General features: G+C 61.9%; 12 protein-coding genes. 10 read left to right on the top strand and 2 right to left on the bottom strand.

From position 1 onward, the window contains the following. Window positions 1–205: 205 nt before the first annotated feature. Window positions 206–1,492, bottom strand: a complete 1,287-nt coding sequence (locus BLR71_RS04310; RefSeq protein WP_092523455.1) for an aromatic ring-hydroxylating oxygenase subunit alpha — start codon at window positions 1,490–1,492, stop codon at window positions 206–208. Window positions 1,493–1,797: 305 nt separating this feature from the next. Here BLR71_RS04310 and BLR71_RS04315 point away from each other — a divergent pair, with 305 nt between their 5' ends. From BLR71_RS04315 to purU, 8 genes are all read left to right on the top strand, one after another. Beyond that, window positions 1,798–2,904 carry an FAD-binding oxidoreductase gene (locus tag BLR71_RS04315; protein ID WP_092523456.1) on the top strand — a complete coding sequence of 369 codons (1,107 nt, stop codon included), beginning with the start codon at window positions 1,798–1,800 and terminating at the stop codon, window positions 2,902–2,904. A gap of 290 nt (window positions 2,905–3,194) precedes the next feature. Next, window positions 3,195–4,235, top strand: a complete 1,041-nt coding sequence (locus BLR71_RS04320; RefSeq protein WP_092523457.1) for a GlxA family transcriptional regulator — start codon at window positions 3,195–3,197, stop codon at window positions 4,233–4,235. 333 nt (window positions 4,236–4,568) lie between these two features. Then, complete coding sequence (gene glyA / locus BLR71_RS04325) at window positions 4,569–5,864, top strand: serine hydroxymethyltransferase (protein ID WP_092523458.1); 1,296 nt, start codon at window positions 4,569–4,571, stop codon at window positions 5,862–5,864. Between the two features lie 49 nt (window positions 5,865–5,913). After that, window positions 5,914–7,164: a sarcosine oxidase subunit beta family protein gene (locus BLR71_RS04330; protein ID WP_092523459.1), complete on the top strand. Its 1,251-nt coding sequence runs from the start codon at window positions 5,914–5,916 to the stop codon at window positions 7,162–7,164. A gap of 22 nt (window positions 7,165–7,186) precedes the next feature. Beyond that, window positions 7,187–7,555, top strand: coding sequence for a sarcosine oxidase subunit delta (locus tag BLR71_RS04335; RefSeq protein WP_092523460.1), 369 nt, complete (start codon window positions 7,187–7,189; stop codon window positions 7,553–7,555). Continuing rightward, window positions 7,552–10,590: a sarcosine oxidase subunit alpha gene (locus tag BLR71_RS04340; RefSeq protein WP_092523462.1), complete on the top strand. Its 3,039-nt coding sequence runs from the start codon at window positions 7,552–7,554 to the stop codon at window positions 10,588–10,590. Before BLR71_RS04335 ends, BLR71_RS04340 begins: the two co-directional genes overlap by 4 nt. Further along, window positions 10,583–11,230, top strand: coding sequence for a sarcosine oxidase subunit gamma (locus tag BLR71_RS04345; protein WP_092523464.1), 648 nt, complete (start codon window positions 10,583–10,585; stop codon window positions 11,228–11,230). The genes BLR71_RS04340 and BLR71_RS04345 overlap by 8 nt, the downstream gene beginning before the upstream one ends. A gap of 78 nt (window positions 11,231–11,308) precedes the next feature. Next, a complete protein-coding gene (purU, locus tag BLR71_RS04350) occupies window positions 11,309–12,187 on the top strand; it encodes a formyltetrahydrofolate deformylase (protein ID WP_092523583.1) in 879 nt (292 codons plus the stop codon). A gap of 37 nt (window positions 12,188–12,224) precedes the next feature. Here the strand turns inward: purU and BLR71_RS04355 are convergent, their stop codons facing one another. Then, window positions 12,225–13,010 carry an EAL domain-containing protein gene (locus BLR71_RS04355; protein WP_092523585.1) on the bottom strand — a complete coding sequence of 262 codons (786 nt, stop codon included), beginning with the start codon at window positions 13,008–13,010 and terminating at the stop codon, window positions 12,225–12,227. Between the two features lie 616 nt (window positions 13,011–13,626). Between BLR71_RS04355 and dctP the strand changes: the two genes are divergently transcribed. Both dctP and BLR71_RS04365 read left to right on the top strand, forming a co-directional pair. Further along, window positions 13,627–14,793, top strand: coding sequence for a TRAP transporter substrate-binding protein DctP (gene dctP / locus BLR71_RS04360; RefSeq protein ID WP_092523587.1), 1,167 nt, complete (start codon window positions 13,627–13,629; stop codon window positions 14,791–14,793). 144 nt (window positions 14,794–14,937) lie between these two features. Then, entirely contained in the window at window positions 14,938–17,136 is a 2,199-nt protein-coding gene (locus tag BLR71_RS04365; protein ID WP_092523466.1) for a TRAP transporter large permease subunit, read from the top strand. Window positions 17,137–17,139: the final 3 nt, after the last annotated feature.

The following is a 17,139-nucleotide window of genomic DNA, read 5'->3' on the forward strand; positions in this document are numbered from 1 at the left end:
ACCGACGACGGCGCCCCGCGGGGCGCCGTCGCTTTTTTGTGGGCTGCCGACAAGCCCATCGGCCAGGCGGCTCCGGTGCCGGTGAAGATAGAGCGCCAGGACGTTGGCAATCGTCCCGCACACTGACCCGCTAACCGACATGGAAATGCAAAGGCCCCGCTTTTAGCGGGGCCTTTGTGAGGACGTGTGTGGAAAAGACGGAAGCTTAGTTCTGGGCCAGGTGCAGGTGAGGTGCGCTAAGGTCCAGGTTCTCGAGCATCCGCTCGCTGTACCAATTGACGAAGTCGATCACGCCAAACTCGAAGGTCTCCGAGTAGGGGCCCGGCTCATAGCTCTTGGAGTTGATGCCTCGCTGGTTTTCCTCGGCGAGCCGGCGGTCCTGATCGTTGGTGGCATCCCATACGCGACGCATCTCGGCCGGATCGTAGTCGACGCCTTCTGCGGCATTCTTGTGTACCAGCCATTTTGTGGTGACGAGGGTTTTCTGCGGGCCCAGTGGCAGGACGCGGAAAACGACAGCGTGATCCCCCATGAAGTGGTTCCAGGAGTTGGGCAGGTGCAGGATGCGCAGCGAGCCCATATCGGCGCTCTGCAGGGTACCCATTAGCTTCTTGCTGGCCCGCTTGCCGTTCATGGTCATGGATTCCACGCCATTGAGCAGCGGCGTACGGGTCAAGCGGTTACGACGGCCGAGTCGTGTGAGCTTGTAAGGCACGCCCTGGGCTTCCCAGTCGGCCTGCTTGCGTGCGACTAGGTCCTTGTAGGCCTGGGTGGCACGGGGGTCATCGGTGTCGTCGAACTCCTGCAGGGAGTTGAGCAGCTCCGGGTGCGAGCCATTGCAGTGATAGCACTCGCGGTTGTTCTCGATTACCAGCTTCCAGTTGCACTCTTCGATGATGCTGGACTCCACGGCGACCTTGACGTTGTCCATGTCGTAGGGCGCCAGGTAGTGGTCGAGACTCTCGAGGAAGCCATCGATCTCCGGTGCTTCGTCGGCCAGGCTGATGAAGATGTAGCCGCCGCCGGTGCGAACGTGAACCGGCTTCAGGCCGTGGGCGTTGAGGTCGAAGTCTTTGCCCATGTCGCTGCCGGCGAACAGCAGGCGGCCATCCAGCTCGTAGGTCCACTGGTGATAGGGGCAGACCAGCTTTGCCACCTTGCCCTTGTCGGTGACGCACAGGCGCGAGCCACGGTGACGGCAAACGTTATGGAAGGCGTGCACTTCACCGTTGTTGCCGCGCACGATCACGACCGGGTTGTCGCCGACTTCAAGGGTCATGTAGTTACCCTTGTTGGGAATCTCGCAGGTCATGCCCGCAAAGAGCCATTCCTTCTCGAAGATTTCCTGCATGTCCAACTGAAACAGTCGCTCGTCGTTGTAGAACGGTTGCGGCAGCGAGTACTGGACACGTCGCTGCTGCAGCATTTCTACGGTAGCCTCGCGGGCCGGGGCCAGGGGATCGTCCAGACGAGCGGGGAACCTAGGATCCATGAATATACATCCTCTTACAGGGCCGCTGAGGCGGCTTTGACATTGTTAGAAATAGTGGCCGGGCCGGCTGTTGCGGGCTGAAGCGAGTGTGTATCAGAGCCGAGGGGCGCGGTTGTCTGCCGACGACGTGGTGTGATGCGACGACGACGTGGGGTGAAACGAAAATGGGCAGTGCTGGATGTCATGAGCATGCCCATGTCGTAGACAGGCAAGTCGAGCCGGTCAGTGCTGCGCAGAATTCGTGCAACGGCAGGCGGTGGCACCGCGGTCGGAGACCTTCATGCTGCAGCCTAGGCGACACAACAATGACTATGTCCTTTCTCAACCCAGTCACTACCCAGACCTGGACCAATGGCCGCCATGCGGTACGCTGCGTCAAGGTGATCCAGGAAACCTGGGATACTCGAACATTCTGCTTCATGGCCGAGCAGCCGGTAATGTTCTTCTTCAAGCCGGGACAGTTCGTGACCCTGGAGCTTGAGATCGATGACCAGCCCGTCATGCGTTCTTACACCATCTCGAGTTCACCGTCGGTTCCCTACAGCTTCTCCATTACCGTCAAGCGCATGCCGGGCGGTGTGGTCTCGAACTGGCTGCATGACAACCTCAAGGTCAATGACGAACTGGCGGTGCACGGCCCGGTTGGCAACTTCAACATCATCGATTATCCGGCCGACAAGGTGTTGATGCTCTCCGGTGGCGTGGGTATCACACCCTTGATGTCCATGGTGCGCTGGTTGTTCGATACCAATGCCTCCGTGGATCTGCAGTTCGTGCATAGCTCCCGCTCACCCCGTGACGTTATCTATCATCGTGAGCTCGAGCATATCTTCTCGCGCATACCCGAGTTCAAACTGCATATCGTCTGCGAGCGCAGTGATGAGCTTGGCGATGCCTGGGCAGGCTTCCGTGGTTACCTGAGCCAGCCGATGCTCGAGCTGATGGCCCCGGACTTCATGGAGCGCGAGATCTTCTGCTGCGGCCCGACGCCCTACATGAATGCGGTGAAGCGTCTGCTGCAGGAAAACGGCTTCGACATGAATCACTATCATGAGGAGTCCTTCGGCGCCACGCCGCTGGACGTCCAGGAAGATGTGATCGAGAACGTCGAGATGGCCGAAGCCGAGGCCGAGGAGCTCGATGCTTCCGATATGCTCAGCGTCGAGTTCAGCACCACCGGCAAGAGCGTGCGTATTCAACCTGGCGAGACGGTCCATTCGGCCGCCGCCAAGCTTGGGCTGCACATTCCCAAGGCGTGCGGTATGGGCATCTGTGGTACCTGCCGAGTGCCCCTCAGCAGCGGTGAGGTCGAGATGGACCATAACGGCGGCATCACGGACGAGGACGTCGCCGAGGGCTATATACTCTCCTGCTGCAGCAAGCCGGTAGGCGATGTGGTGGTCGAGTACTGATCAGGGCGGCTACCGCCTCCTTGCAGACTCGTGGGTCATTCGAGCTGAGTGAATGGCCAACCATGGCGTGGGGCGTTAGGGATCACCGAACTGACGCCCCGCGTGCTGGTTTTTATCGCCAGTACCCCAGTGCCTGGATTCCGTAGCCGCCCCAGCCCGCGATGCGCATCGTTTCTACGCTGACCGATATGGTCTAGCGATCATGCAGATCGTGTCGGCTAGGCTTTGCGTCCTGGCTCGAGGTGCCGGACACTGATCCCACGTCACCGCTAGTGAAGAGCACCGCTTCCATGAGCCTTACCCACGCGGGCGAGCCGTTGTCCGTCGGCTTCGTCCTGCTGCGCCGCTTCACCATGCTGCCCTTTGCGGCCTTCGTCGATTGCCTGCGTCTAGCCGCTGACGAGGGCGATCGCAGCCGTCAACTGCGCTGTCACTGGGTCTTCATGACCAGCGCCGGGCAGGATGCCATCTCCAGCTGCGGCGCGGCCGTCACGCCTTGCACGGCCTTTCGCGATCCGGCGGAGTTTGACTACATCGTGGTCATCGGCGGCGTTCAGGATGAACATGACGTCATCGATGAGACGGCGATTGCTTACCTGCAGCGCACGGCCAAGGCGGGTGTGCCTCTGGTGGGGGTCTGCACGGGCGTCTTCGCGCTGATCCAGGCTGGGCTGATGAACGGCCGGCGCTGTTGCGTCAGTTGGTATCACCATGGCGACCTGACGCGGCGATTTCCCGACATCGAGCCGGTCGCCGACCGTCTTTTCATCGATGATGGGCACTTGCTGACCTGTGCCGGGGGCGTCGCCTCTGCCGATTTGGCCGCCTACCTAGTGGAGCGCCATCTGGGCAAGGCCTGGGCCATGAAGAGCTTGCATATCATGCTCATTGACGAGGCCCGCCGCGGCGAACATCCCCAGCCCCAGCCAGTGGTGTTCGACAAGGTCGAGGACCGGCTGGTGCGTCGCGCCATTGCCATTCTCGAGCAGCATCTCGGCGAGCCGCTGGGCGTGGATGCCCTGGCCGAGCGGCTCGGTACCTCGCGTCGCAACCTGGAGCGCCGCTTCCGTGAGGCGCTGGGTGTTGGCCCTCGCAAGTTCGCCCGGGATCTGCGCCTGCGCTATGGCCTGTGGCTGCTGCACTACACGGCGAAGAGCGTCACCGACATCGGCGAACGCTGCGGGTTCTCCGATACCGCCCACTTCTCGCGACACTTCCGCGAGGCCTTTGGTGTTACGCCGTCGGCGGCGCGCAGGGCGGCAGGAGAGGGCAATGGCGCCGTGGTCGACCCCTTCTTTCTGCATATCGAGTCGCGCACGGCGCCTCTTTAGGCACCGAGGCCGCAAGGCCATGAGCCGATGCCTGGGCGTCGGCTTTTTTTATGCGTGCATGTCGAGAAATATACAAATATCCCGTAAATATAAAAGTGTTTAAAAACAAATAATTGTTGGGTTATGTCGCGAACATCATGGGAAAGATGTCGCAAACGTTCAATCTTTCCAGCACGCGATTGGCTATCAATGACAGCCAGAGTGAGCGCGCGGCGTCTCAGGCGGGCCGGCGATCTGACCGCTTGTCTGTCGCGACGATGTCGGTGTCGTTTCCAGAATGCCGCGCGTTCTACTTTTTTTTAACGTTGTGAAGCCAATCCCCAGGGTGACGAGATGAACGCCAATAACCTTACAACGACCGATCCCCAAATCGCCGCCGCCATTGCCGATGAAGTGGTTCGCCAGGAAGCTCATATCGAGCTGATCGCCTCGGAGAACTACGCGAGTCCGCAGGTCATGGAGGCCCAGGGGAGCCAGCTGACCAACAAATACGCCGAGGGCTACCCTGGCAAGCGCTACTATGGCGGCTGTGAGCACGTCGACGTGGTCGAACGCCTGGCCATCGAGCGTGCCTGCGCGCTGTTCAGCGCCAACTATGCCAACGTCCAGCCCCATTCTGGCGCTCAGGCCAATGCGGCGGCCTTCATGGCTCTGGTATCGCCGGGCGACACCGTACTGGGCATGAGCCTGGCCCACGGTGGGCACCTGACCCATGGTGCGGCGCCGAACTTCTCCGGTAAGTACTACAACGCCGTTCAGTACGGCTTGAACCCGGACAGCGGCGAGATCGACTACGACGAGGTAGAGCGTCTCGCCCATGAGCATCAGCCCAAACTGATCATCGCCGGCTTTTCGGCGTACTCCCGGGTGATCAACTGGCGTCGTTTCCGCAGCATCGCCGATGCTGTGGGTGCCTGGCTGATGGTCGACATGGCCCATGTCGCCGGCCTGGTGGCTGCCGGCCATTACCCGAGCCCACTGCCGCATGCCCATGTGGTGACCACTACCACCCACAAGACCCTGCGCGGTCCGCGTGGTGGCCTGATCCTCTCCGCCAGCGGTGACGAGACGCTTTACAAGAAGCTCAACGGCGCGGTCTTCCCGGGCCAGCAGGGCGGTCCGCTGATGCACGTCATCGCCGCCAAGGCGGTGGCTTTCCGCGAGGCCATGAGCCAGGACTTCGTGCGCTACCAGGCGCAGGTGATCGACAACGCCCGAGCCATGGCCAAAGTCTTCATCGAGCGCGGCTTCGATGTGGTCTCCGGCGGCACCGACGACCATCTCTTTCTGCTGTCGCTGATCAAGCAGGGGGTAACCGGCAAGGACGCGGATGCCGCGCTGGGTCGCGCCCACATCACGGTCAACAAGAACGCCGTGCCCAACGACCCCCAGAGCCCCTTCGTGACCTCGGGCCTGCGCATTGGCACCCCGGCGGTGACCACTCGTGGCTTCGATCAGGCCGACTGCGAGGCCCTGGCCGGCTGGATTTGCGATCTGCTCGACGTCCTGGCCGAGGGTGGCGATACCACCGCAGCCGAGGCCGAGGTGCGTGGCAAGGTGGCCGAGCTGTGTGCTCGCCACCCGGTCTATGGCCAAGCCGTCGCAGCTGCCGAGACAGCTTACGCGTGAGCCCGATTCCCGCCGCTGTGGCGGCGGGCCCCTTTGAGGAGAAGATTCCATGCAACGATATTCAGGCTTCGGGCTGGTCAAGCACGCGCTGAGCCACCACGAGAACTGGGAACGCCAGTGGCGCAACCCCACGCCCAAGAAATCCTATGACGTCATCATCGTCGGCGGCGGTGGCCACGGCCTGGCCACGGCCTACTACCTGGCCAAGGAGTTCGGCGTTACCAACGTCGCGGTGATCGAGAAAGGTTGGCTGGGCGGCGGCAATACCGCCCGCAACACCACCATCGTGCGTTCCAACTATTTGTGGGACGAGTCGGCGGCGCTCTATGAGCACGCCATGAAACTCTGGGAAGGGCTCTCCCAGGACATCAACTACAACGTGATGTTCTCCCAGCGCGGCGTGTTGAACGTGGGTCACACCCTGCAAGACATGCGCGATATCCAGCGCCGGGTCAACGCCAACCGCCTCAACGGCATCGACGGCGAAGTGCTCGACGCCAAGGGCGTGCAGGCGCTGGTGCCGATCATGGACTGCTCCAAGAATGCTCGTTACCCGGTGATGGGTGCTTCCTGGCAGCCGCGTGCGGGTGTCGCTCGCCACGACGCCGTGGCCTGGGGCTATGCCCGGGCCGCCGATGCCCTGGGCGTCGACCTGCTGCAGAACACCGAGGTCACCGGCTTCAAGATTCGCGATGGCCAGATCTATGGGGTGCACACCAACCGCGGTGACATCGAAGCCAAGACCGTCGGCTGCGTCACGGCCGGTAACTCCGGGGTGATGGCGAAGATGGCCGGCATCAAGCTACCCCTGGAATCGCATCCGCTGCAGGCGTTGGTATCCGAGCCGATCAAGCCGATCCTCGATACCGTGGTGATGTCGAACCATGTGCACGGCTATATCAGCCAGTCCGACAAGGGCGACCTGGTCATCGGCGCCGGTATCGACGGCTACAACGGCTACGGCCAGCGCGGCAGCTACCCGACCGTGGAGCACACCCTGCAGGCGATCGTCGAGATGTTCCCGATCTTCTCGCGAGTGCGCATGAACCGCCAGTGGGGCGGTATCGTCGATACCTGTCCCGATGCCTGCCCGATCCTTTCGAAGACCAAGGTCAAGGGGTTGTACTTCAACTGCGGATGGGGCACCGGTGGCTTCAAGGCCACGCCGGGATCGGGGCATGTGTTCGCGGCGAGCCTCGCCAAGGGCGAGATGCACCCGATCGCCGCCCCCTTCTCCATCGACCGTTTCAACACCGGCGCGTTGATCGACGAGCACGGCGCCGCCGGCGTCGCCCACTGATCCACCGCAGAGGAGACTTACCATGTTCTATATCTTCTGTCCGTACTGCGGTGAGCACCGCGAGGAAGAGGAATTCCACCCGAAGGGCCAGGCGCATATCTCTCGCCCAGAGGACCCGGAGGCCACCAGCGATGAAGAATGGGGCGATTACCTGTTCTTCCGCGACAACCCGCGTGGTGTCCACCATGAGCTGTGGGTACACGCGGTGGGTTGCCGTAAGTTCTTCAACATCACGCGCCATACCGTGAGCTACGAGATCCTCGAGGTCTACAAGATGGGTGAGCAGCCGTCGATCACCGCAGAGAACTACGCGGCCCAGCAAGGCGCTGCATCCGCCGATAAAGAGCGCAACGCGTCTCAGGCCAAGCATCAAGAAGGAGTCCGGGCATGAGCCAGCCGAACCGACTCAAGACTGGCGGTCGCGTCGACCGCTCACGGCAGCTGACCTTCACCTTCAATGGCCAGCGCTACCAGGGTCATCCCGGCGATACGCTTGCCTCGGCGCTGCTTGCCAACGGTGTCGATATCGTCAATCGCAGCTTCAAGTACTCGCGTCCCCGCGGCATCGTGGCCGCTGGTGCCGAAGAGCCGAACGGTATCGTTCAGTTGGGCAGCACCGAAGCGGGGCAGGTCCCTAACGTGCGTGCTACCCAGCAGGCGCTCTATCAGGACTTGTCGGCGCGTAGCACTAACGGCTGGCCGAACGTTCAGCGCGACCTGATGGGCCTGGTCGGCAAGCTGGGTGGCCAGTTCATGCCGCCGGGCTTCTACTACAAGACCTTCATGGCGCCGGCCTCCATGTGGCTGACCTATGAGAAGTACATTCGCAAGGCCGCGGGTCTGGGGCGCAGTCCCACCGAGAATGACCCGGACATCTATGACCATCGTCATCAGCACTGTGACGTGCTGGTGGTGGGCGCGGGCCCTGCTGGCCTGTCTGCTGCGCTCGCCGCCGGTCGTGCCGGTGCGCGCGTTATCCTGGTCGATGAGCAGGAAGAAATGGGTGGATCGCTGCTGTCGTCCCGCGAAAGCATCGACGATGCACCGGCGACCACCTGGGTCGAGAAAGTGCTGAAGGAGCTTTCCGAGCTCGAGCACGTGACCCTGATGCCGCGCACCACCGCCAACGGCTATCACGACCATAACTTCGTGACGCTGCATGAGCGCTGCACCGAGCACCTGGCGGATCTCGCGCCGCGTGCTGGTGGTCGCCGCCAGGTCCGCTCGCGCATGCACCGGGTGCGTGCCGGCCAGGTCGTCCTGGCGAGCGGTGCCCATGAGCGTCCGCTGGTCTATGCCGGCAACGATGTGCCCGGCAACATGTTGGCCGGAGCGGTGTCGACCTATATCCGCCGTTATGGCGTGGCGCCGGGCAATCGTCTGGTGCTCTCCACCAGCAATGACGATGGTTATCGCTCGGCGCTTGACTGGGCCGAGGCCGGCCGCGAAGTGGTGGCGATTGCCGACGCTCGCCAGAACCCGGACGGTGAACTGGTCGAACAGGCGCGTGCCAAGGGCATTCAGATCATCGCCGGTAGCGCGGTGATCGAAGCACGTGGCGATAAGCGCGTCGCCGCCGCCAAGGTGGCGAAGATCGATATCGAGGGCTTCAAGGTCACAGGTCCAGTCGAAGAGCTTGCCTGCGATACCATAGCGAGCTCCGGCGGTTTCAGCCCGGTGGTGCACCTGGCGTCGCATACCGGCAGCCGGCCGACCTGGAATGAAGAGCTTCTGGGCTTCATGCCGTCACCGGTGAAAGGCATGACGCCTACCGGTGGTGCGCATGGTGTCTATGCGCTCGGCCAGGTGATCGCAGACGGCTTCAAAGCCGGCAGCGCCGCGGGCGAGGCCTGTGGTTTCGAGCGCCAGGATGCGAGCCTACCCAAGGTCGATGAGCGCCGTGAAGGCGCTGCCGTGGCCCTCTATCAGGTGCCGCACCAGAAGGCGACCCTGCGCGGACCCAAGCAGTTCGTCGACATGCAAAACGACGTCACAGCGGCGGCGATCGAGCTGGCGACTCGCGAGGGCTTCGAGTCCATCGAGCACGTCAAGCGCTATACCGCCATGGGCTTCGGCACCGATCAAGGCAAGCTTGGCAATATCAACGGCATGGCCATCGCTGCGCGCTGCCTGGGACGCACGATTCCCGAGGTCGGCACCACGGTGTTCCGTCCCAATTACACGCCGGTCAGCTTTGGCGCCATCGTCGGTCGTCACTGCGGCGAGCTGTTCGATCCCGAGCGCTATACCGCCATGCACCAGTGGCATGTCGAGAATGGCGCCGAGTTCGAGGACGTGGGGCAGTGGAAGCGTCCCTGGTACTTCCCGCGCACGGTCAATGGCAAGACCGAGACCATGCACGAGGCGGTTGCCCGTGAATGCAGCGCCGTGCGCGAGAAGGTCGGCATTCTAGATGCTTCGACGCTTGGCAAGATCGATATCCAGGGCCCGGATGCGCGTGAGTTCCTGGGTCGCGTCTACACCAACAAGTGGGCCAAGCTTGCGCCTGGCCGCGTCCGCTATGGCCTGATGTGCAAAGACGACGGCATGGTATTCGACGATGGCACCACCAGCTGCCTGGCCGAAAACCACTTCCTGATGACCACCAGCACCGGCGGCGCCGCCACCGTGCTCGAGTGGCTCGAGATTTGGCACCAGACCGAGTGGCCGGAGCTGGACGTCTACTTCAACTCTGTGACCGATCACTGGGCGACCATGACCGTCACCGGGCCCGAAGCGCGCAAGCTGATGGCCGAGCTCACCGACATCGATCTCGACAAGGACAGCTTCAAGTTCATGGACTGGCGAGAAGGCAAGGTGGCCGGCGTGCCGGCGCGGGTCTTCCGCATCTCGTTCACCGGCGAGCTGGCTTACGAGATCAACGTCCAGGCCAACTATGCGATGCACGTGTGGAAAAAGCTGTTCGCCCACGGCGACAAGTATGGCCTGACGCCTTACGGCACCGAGACCATGCACGTGCTGCGTGCCGAGAAGGGCTTCATCATCGCCGGTCAGGACACCGACGGCTCGGTGACTCCGGAAGACCTGGGCATGCACTGGGCGATCGGCTACGACAAGCCCAATTCCTGGATCGGCAAGCGGGCCCTCACGCGTCCTGACACCAAGCGTACCGACCGTAAGCAGATGGTGGGCCTCAAGCCCAAGGATCCGTCGGTGGTGCTGGAAGAAGGCGCGCAGATCGTGTTTGACCCCAATCACGCGATTCCCATGCCGATGAAGGGTCACGTGACCTCCAGCTACTACAGCCCGACCCTGCAGTCAGGCTTCGCCCTGGCCGTGGTAATGGGCGGCCACCAGAAGATGGGCGAGACCGTCTATCTGCCCATGGTCGACGGCCAGGTCCACGAGGCCGAAATCGTCAGCCCTATCTTCCTCGACCCCAAGGGAGAGCGTCAGAATGTCTAACGCACAACAGTTCGATACGCGCCTCGTCGGTGAACATGCAGGCGAGATCGCCGTCGAGTCGCCGCTGGCTTACAGCATGCATCGCTCGGGGGCGCCGAAGGCCAAGGCCGACACTACGGTAACGCTGCGCGAGCGTGCTTTTCTCGGGCACCTGACCCTGCGTGGTGGCGCCATCGTCCTCGACGAGGCGCTGCGCGACGTGCTCGGCATGAGCCTACCCGGAGAGCCCCTGGGGCTTGTCCAGGACGAGGCCGGTGAGCGCTCGATTCAGTGGATGTCCCCGGACGAGTGGCTGCTGATCGTGCCGGGCGGCGAGGAGTTCGACGTCGAGCGTCGTCTGCGCGAGGCGCTGGGCGATGCCCATTTCGCCATCAGCAACGTCAGCGGCGGCCAGACCCTGCTGGAACTCGAGGGTGAGGCGGCTCGCGAGGTGTTGATGAAGTCGGTGGCCTATGACGTCCACCCGCGTCATTTCCCGGTAGGCAAGGGGGTCACCACGGTATTTGCCAAGGCCTCGGTGATTCTGCGTCGCCCTTCTGAGGAGCGCTGGGAGTTGGTGGTGCGCCGCAGCTTCGCCGATTACACCTATCGCTGGCTGCTCGACGCCGGGGAGGAGTTCGGCGTCGGCGTCGAGCGCTGAGCCCAACTTCCTTATCGACTGTTTTTCCAGGCCGGGTTCGTCCCGGCCTGCTTCGTCTGGAGACATCCCATGAGCCACATGAATGCGAGTATCGGTAAGAGCGCCGGGACCTGGGTCCTGACTGCTCAGTGTCCCAGCCGCCTGGGTACCGTGGACGTGGTGACCCGCTTTCTCAAGGAGAGCCGCTGCTACATCACCGAGCAGCAATCCTTTGATGATCGCCTTTCCGAGCGCTTCTTCATTCGCACCGAGTTCCGTCCCATGGACGCCGAGTTCGACGCCGGGGCTTTCCAAGCCGACTTCGCTGCGCGGGCCGGGGAGTTCGATATGGCCTTCGAGCTGACCGCCCCCGACGCGCGGCTGCCGGTGGTGATCATGGTATCCAAGGCCGATCACTGCCTGAATGACCTGCTGTATCGCTATCGTACCGGCCAGCTGTCCATCGACATCCGGGCGGTGGTGTCCAACCATCCGGATCTCGAGCCGCTGGCCGCCTGGCATGACCTGCCGTATTACCACTTCCCGATTACGCCCGAGACCAAGGCCGAACAGGAAGCCCAGGTATGGCAGGTGGTACAGGACACCGGCGCCGAGCTGGTCATCCTGGCCCGCTACATGCAAGTGCTATCCAGTGAGATGTGCGAGAAGCTCAGCGGTCGCGCGATCAACATCCACCACTCACTGCTGCCCGGTTTCAAGGGTGCCAAGCCCTACCATCAGGCCTACGAAAAGGGCGTCAAGCTGGTCGGCGCCACCGCTCACTATATCAACGACGACCTCGACGAAGGGCCGATCATCACTCAGGGGGTGGATCCGGTCAGTCATGCCGACTATCCCGAAGACTTGGTGGCCAAGGGGCGCGACGTCGAGTGTCTGACGCTGGCTCGGGCCGTGGCCTACCACGTCGAACGGCGCGTTTTCCTGCACAAGCGTCGCACGGTGGTGTTCACCCGCTAGCCCCATCGACACCGCTACCGGCGGCTGCAAAGAACGATCAGCGACTCAGGGCCTTCTTTTGCAAGGCCTTGAGGGAGTCGGCGAGCTGCGGGCTCAGCGCCTCGAGCGCTGGGCGCGCGAAGAAGAAGCCCTGCTGTAGATAGATACCGTGGTCGCGAAGCCATAGCGCTTCCGCTTCGCGCTCGATGCCTTCCGCCACCAGCTTGACTTCGAGTTCGCCGGCCAATCCGATCACTGCCTTTAGCAGCGCCTGCCTGCGGCGATCATGATCGCAATCGCGCACTAGCTCACGGTCAATCTTCAAGATATCGGGCCGCAAGTCAGTGAGCAGGTCGAGGTTGGCATAGCCGTTGCCAAAGTCATCCAGTGCGGTGGTGAACCCCATGGCCCGGTAGGCATCGATGATGCCGCGCAGGTGCTGGCGGTCCTGGACTAGCTCGGTCTCGGTGATCTCGAAGTTAATACGCTGGGTAGGCCATCCCATCCGTTTGCAAGCGTCCATTGTGGCCTGAATGCAGGCCTCCGGCTCATAGACGGCATTGGGCATGAAGTTGATCGATAGCGGCTCGCGCATATCCAACTGGCTGGCAAGCTCAATGGCCTTGACCCGGCAGGCTTGATCGAAGCGATACACGAGCTCATCGGTGATCCGGCCGATCACGCTACCCGCCGACTCCCCATTCAAGCCGCGTACCAGGGCTTCGTAAGAGTGAATGTTGCCCACCTCCAGATCCACGATGGGCTGGAAGGCCATCGTGAAGTCGAAGGGCAGAGAGCCTTCACAGCGGCCACAGGAGTGGTCATGTCTCGCACATCGCGCCATCTTGTCGTCCATTCCGGCATTGTTGGGCTTTTTCCATACTGCTCATGAATGCAGTGCCCGTCATGAGCGTTTCGAGCCCATCTGCGTCTGCACCCATCCAGCGTGACTCGCTATTGGAGTCATATCGGCTTCTTGGCCTTCAGCTTTACGTTCGGCCGAGAGTTTTATCTCTCCGTAATCTCCCGGCACTCCACGTCGAGCCTACTTTTTTTACCGGTTCATATCGACGTTTCTTGCTGCCGGCGGCCGGAAGTCGACGTAAAAGGCAGCGTCCCGGTTCGTTTGGCTTCGTTCTTTGGTCGTAAACAGGGCCTGATGCGTTTAATGATTTTCAGCGGAAAAGATTTCCAAAAGCCTGTGCTGGCAGTGTCTGGAGCGAAGGTCAGACCAATTTCGTCCTCTGCAAGCGTTGATCTGCTGCTTTGGGAGGGGTATGGCGAGAATGGCTTTTTTCGCTAGCTTGTAAGCGTGAATGATCGGCGATGCCATCCTGCTCAGGCGTGCCGGCCTTGCCGATCAATTCGACTCGTTTGCGGACGAGTTCAATGGGTATTCGAAAAACAATAGCCTCATCTCGCCCCGACCGTGGCGAGATGCCATCCCAGGAGTTCATGCCATGCAAGATGACAAGCATCCCTCACGCTTGACCACCGACCTCGCTTCATCGACTGACACCTTGACCAAGACCCCGGCCAGTCGCCGCAGCTTCCTCAAGACGGCTGCCTTAGGCTCGGCGGCCGCCGTCGCGGCTCCCTGGATCGGCAATGCTCAAGCGCAGCAGGGAATTCGCATTCGCATGCAGTCTTCCTGGCAGCCAGGCACCACCGGCTACAGCATTTTCGAAACCTGGTGCAATCGCGTGGCCGAGGAGACCGGCGGTGAAGTCACCATCGAGCCATTTCCGGCCGGTGCGGTCGCGGGTGCCTTCGAAGTGGCCGATGCCGTGCGCAACGGCGTATTGGATGGCCAGAACTGGTTCACCGTTTACTGGCCCGGCAAGATGCCGGCCGGCGTCTTCTTGACGGCCTATCCGATGGGCCTGTCGATGCCCCACCAGTGGGACATCATGTTCGGCGCCTATGGTGGCTTCGGCCTCGCCAAGGACCTGTATCGCAAACAGGGGCTCGAGCTGCTGGGCTATGTCCATCACGACATGAACCTGATCCACTCCAAGAAGCCGCTGCGCAGCTTCGATGACTTCAAGGGCGTCAAGCTGCGTATGCCGGGCGGCATCGTCGCCGAGACCTTCGCCGCTGCCGGTGCGCGTACCACCCTGCTGCCGGGCTCTGAGGTCTATCCGGCACTCGAGAAGGGCACCATCGACGCCGCCGACTATGTCGGTGCAGCGGTCAACTATGAGCTGGGCTTCTGGCAGGTCGCTGACTACATCATCATGGGGCCGCCCTCCACGCCCTGCCTGCACCAGGCCGTCGACCTCATGGATATCGCGGTCAATCGTCGCGTGTTCGAGCGCATGTCGCCGAAGACCCAGGACTTGATGCATGACCTGGTGGCGGCTTACTCCCGCGAACACTATGCGGCGATCCAGAAGGCCAACGCCGAGGCTTGGCCGAAGTACAAGGAGAAGGGCGTCGAGATCATCCACCTTTCCGAGGACGATGCCGACCGCTTCCGCGAGGTCGCCGTACCGCTGTGGTTCAAGTGGGCCAACAAGGACCAGGATGCGGCCCGTCTGTTCAAGGCCCACCTGGATACCATGATGGACCCGGCGGTGGCGCTGCTGACTCCCGAGGACGTCAAGGACTACGAGCTCAACCTATAAGCCTGAACGGCTCTCTGTCGGGGGCCGTGGCCCATGGGCTGTCGTCCCCGACATGAGTCGCATGATCACTGCCTATCCCGCATCCCCTTGACTTGATGTTCCGTTGCCATCGCCGGGAGCTGATGGTATCGCGGAGGAGTATCCATGAATCTTGAGATCAACTTTGTTCTGCCGCACTGGCTTTATTGGTCGGTGCTGCTGTTGCTACCCCTAGTGGTGATGTTCTTCGTCGACCGCAGCTTCCGCCGGGGTGCCAGCGTTGATGGCGGCGATACCGCTGAAATTCCCGCTGGTGGTGATGGCCAGGCAGGTTACAAGCCTCCCGGCAATCTGTTCACCACCATCGTCGATCGCATTTCCGGGTTTTCCGGTCGCTACGTGGCCTACTGGGCACTGGTGGCTCCCTTCGCCTTCGCTTATGAAGTCCTGCTGCGCTATGCCTTCAACTCGCCGACTAACTGGGTCCACGAGTCGATGACGCTGATGTTCGGCATGCAGTATCTGGTGGCTGGTGCCTACGCCCTGCGCGAGGGCGGACACGTGCGCGTCGATATCCTCTATCAGCGTGCCAAGCCGGTAAACAAGGCGGCGCTGGATGTTCTGACATCGGTGTTTTTCTTCATCTTCACGATTGCGCTGATGGTGACCGGCTGGACGTTCTTCTCCCAGTCGGTGAGCGATCAGTATTTCTTCGGCTCTAGCTATGCCAACGAGACGTCCTTTACCGAATGGGCCATTCAGTTCTACCCGGTGAAGTTCATGCTCTTCTTCGGCGCTCTGCTGCTGCTGTTGCAGGGCTTTGGCCAACTGATTCGTGATATCCAGTCATGCCGCCATCATTGGCGTCTGAACGAAGACAGCCGGACCTTCGCCGGCGTGCTGCTGATCATCGCCGTGGTGCTAGGCGCCTGGATGCTGTTTGAGATGGTCAACATCGCGGTGACCGACTATGAGAGTCTGCCATTAAGCCTCGAGAACAGCCTGGGTTCGGTCGGCATCGGCGCCCTGACCCTGGTGATGTTCGGCTCGCTGATGGTGGTGCTGGTGGCGGGTTTGCCGCTGGCCTTCGTGACCGGGGGGCTGGGGGTGGTCTTCCTCTACTTGGTGGGCGATCAGGCCATGCTGAACCTGATGCCGTCGCGCATCTTCCCGATGATGACCAACTATCAGCTCTCGGCCATTCCGCTGTTCATCTTCATGGCCTCGGTGCTGGAGAAGGCCGGCATCATCGAGGAGCTGTTCGACGTCGTCTACAAGTGGATGGGCGGCCTGAAGGCGGGTTTGGCCATCGCCACCGTCATCGCCTCGACCCTGCTGGCCGCCATGGTGGGCGTGATCGGCGCTGCGGTGGTGACCATGGGCCTGATCGCCCTGCCGGCGATGCTCAAGCGTAACTACAACCCGGAAATTGCCATCGGCTCGATCATGGCCGGCGGGACCCTGGGGATTCTGATTCCGCCGTCGATTCTTGCCATCATCTACGGTGTCATCGCCCAGCAGTCGGTGGGTGAGCTCTATCTCGGCTCGCTGATTCCCGGCCTGTTGCTGGCCTTCATGTACGGCTTCTACTGCTGGATGCGCGGCACGCTGAATATAAAAATGGCGCCGCCGATGCCGGTCGAGGACCGGGTCGATATGAAAGAGAAGCTGCGCCTGCTGCGGAACATGCTGGCGCCGATCGTCCTGGTGATTCTGGTCCTCGGCATCATCTTCACCGGCATCGCGACACCCGTGGAAGCGGCCGGCATTGGCACCTTCGGCGCCCTGGTCGTGGCGGCCATGCATGGGCGTCTGACCTGGCCAAACCTGCATGCGGCCTGTATGACGACTCTGGTCGCATCGGCGATGGTGATGTGGATCATCTTCGGTGCCAGCATCTTCGTCGGCTTTTACATCCTTCAGGGCGGCCAGCAGTTCGTGCAGGAGCTGATCTCCGGTGCGGGCCTCGGTCCCTATGCGGTATTGGCCCTGATGATGGTACTGCTGGTGGCGCTGGGCATGTTCCTCGATTGGGTGGGCATTTTGCTGCTGGCGGTGCCCATCTTCGTGCCGCTGATTCAGGGCCTGAACTTCGACGGCGTATTCGGGCTGCCAGGGGTCGCGCCGGCCGATGTCTCGCTGTGGTTCGGCGTCATCTACCTGGTCAACATGCAGATGTCATTCCTGAGTCCGCCGTTTGGCTACGCGCTCTTCTACATCAAGGGCGTGTGTCCGCCGCATATCACCATGGCGCAGATCTTCCGGGCATCCTTCCCATTCCTGGGCATCCAGGCGCTGGGGCTGCTGCTGGTCATTCTCTTCCCGGCACTGGTGACCTGGTTGCCCGGCCTGGCCTATGGTTAAGGG

The organism is Onishia taeanensis (assembly GCF_900100755.1).
Classification (GTDB): domain Bacteria; phylum Pseudomonadota; class Gammaproteobacteria; order Pseudomonadales; family Halomonadaceae; genus Onishia; species Onishia taeanensis.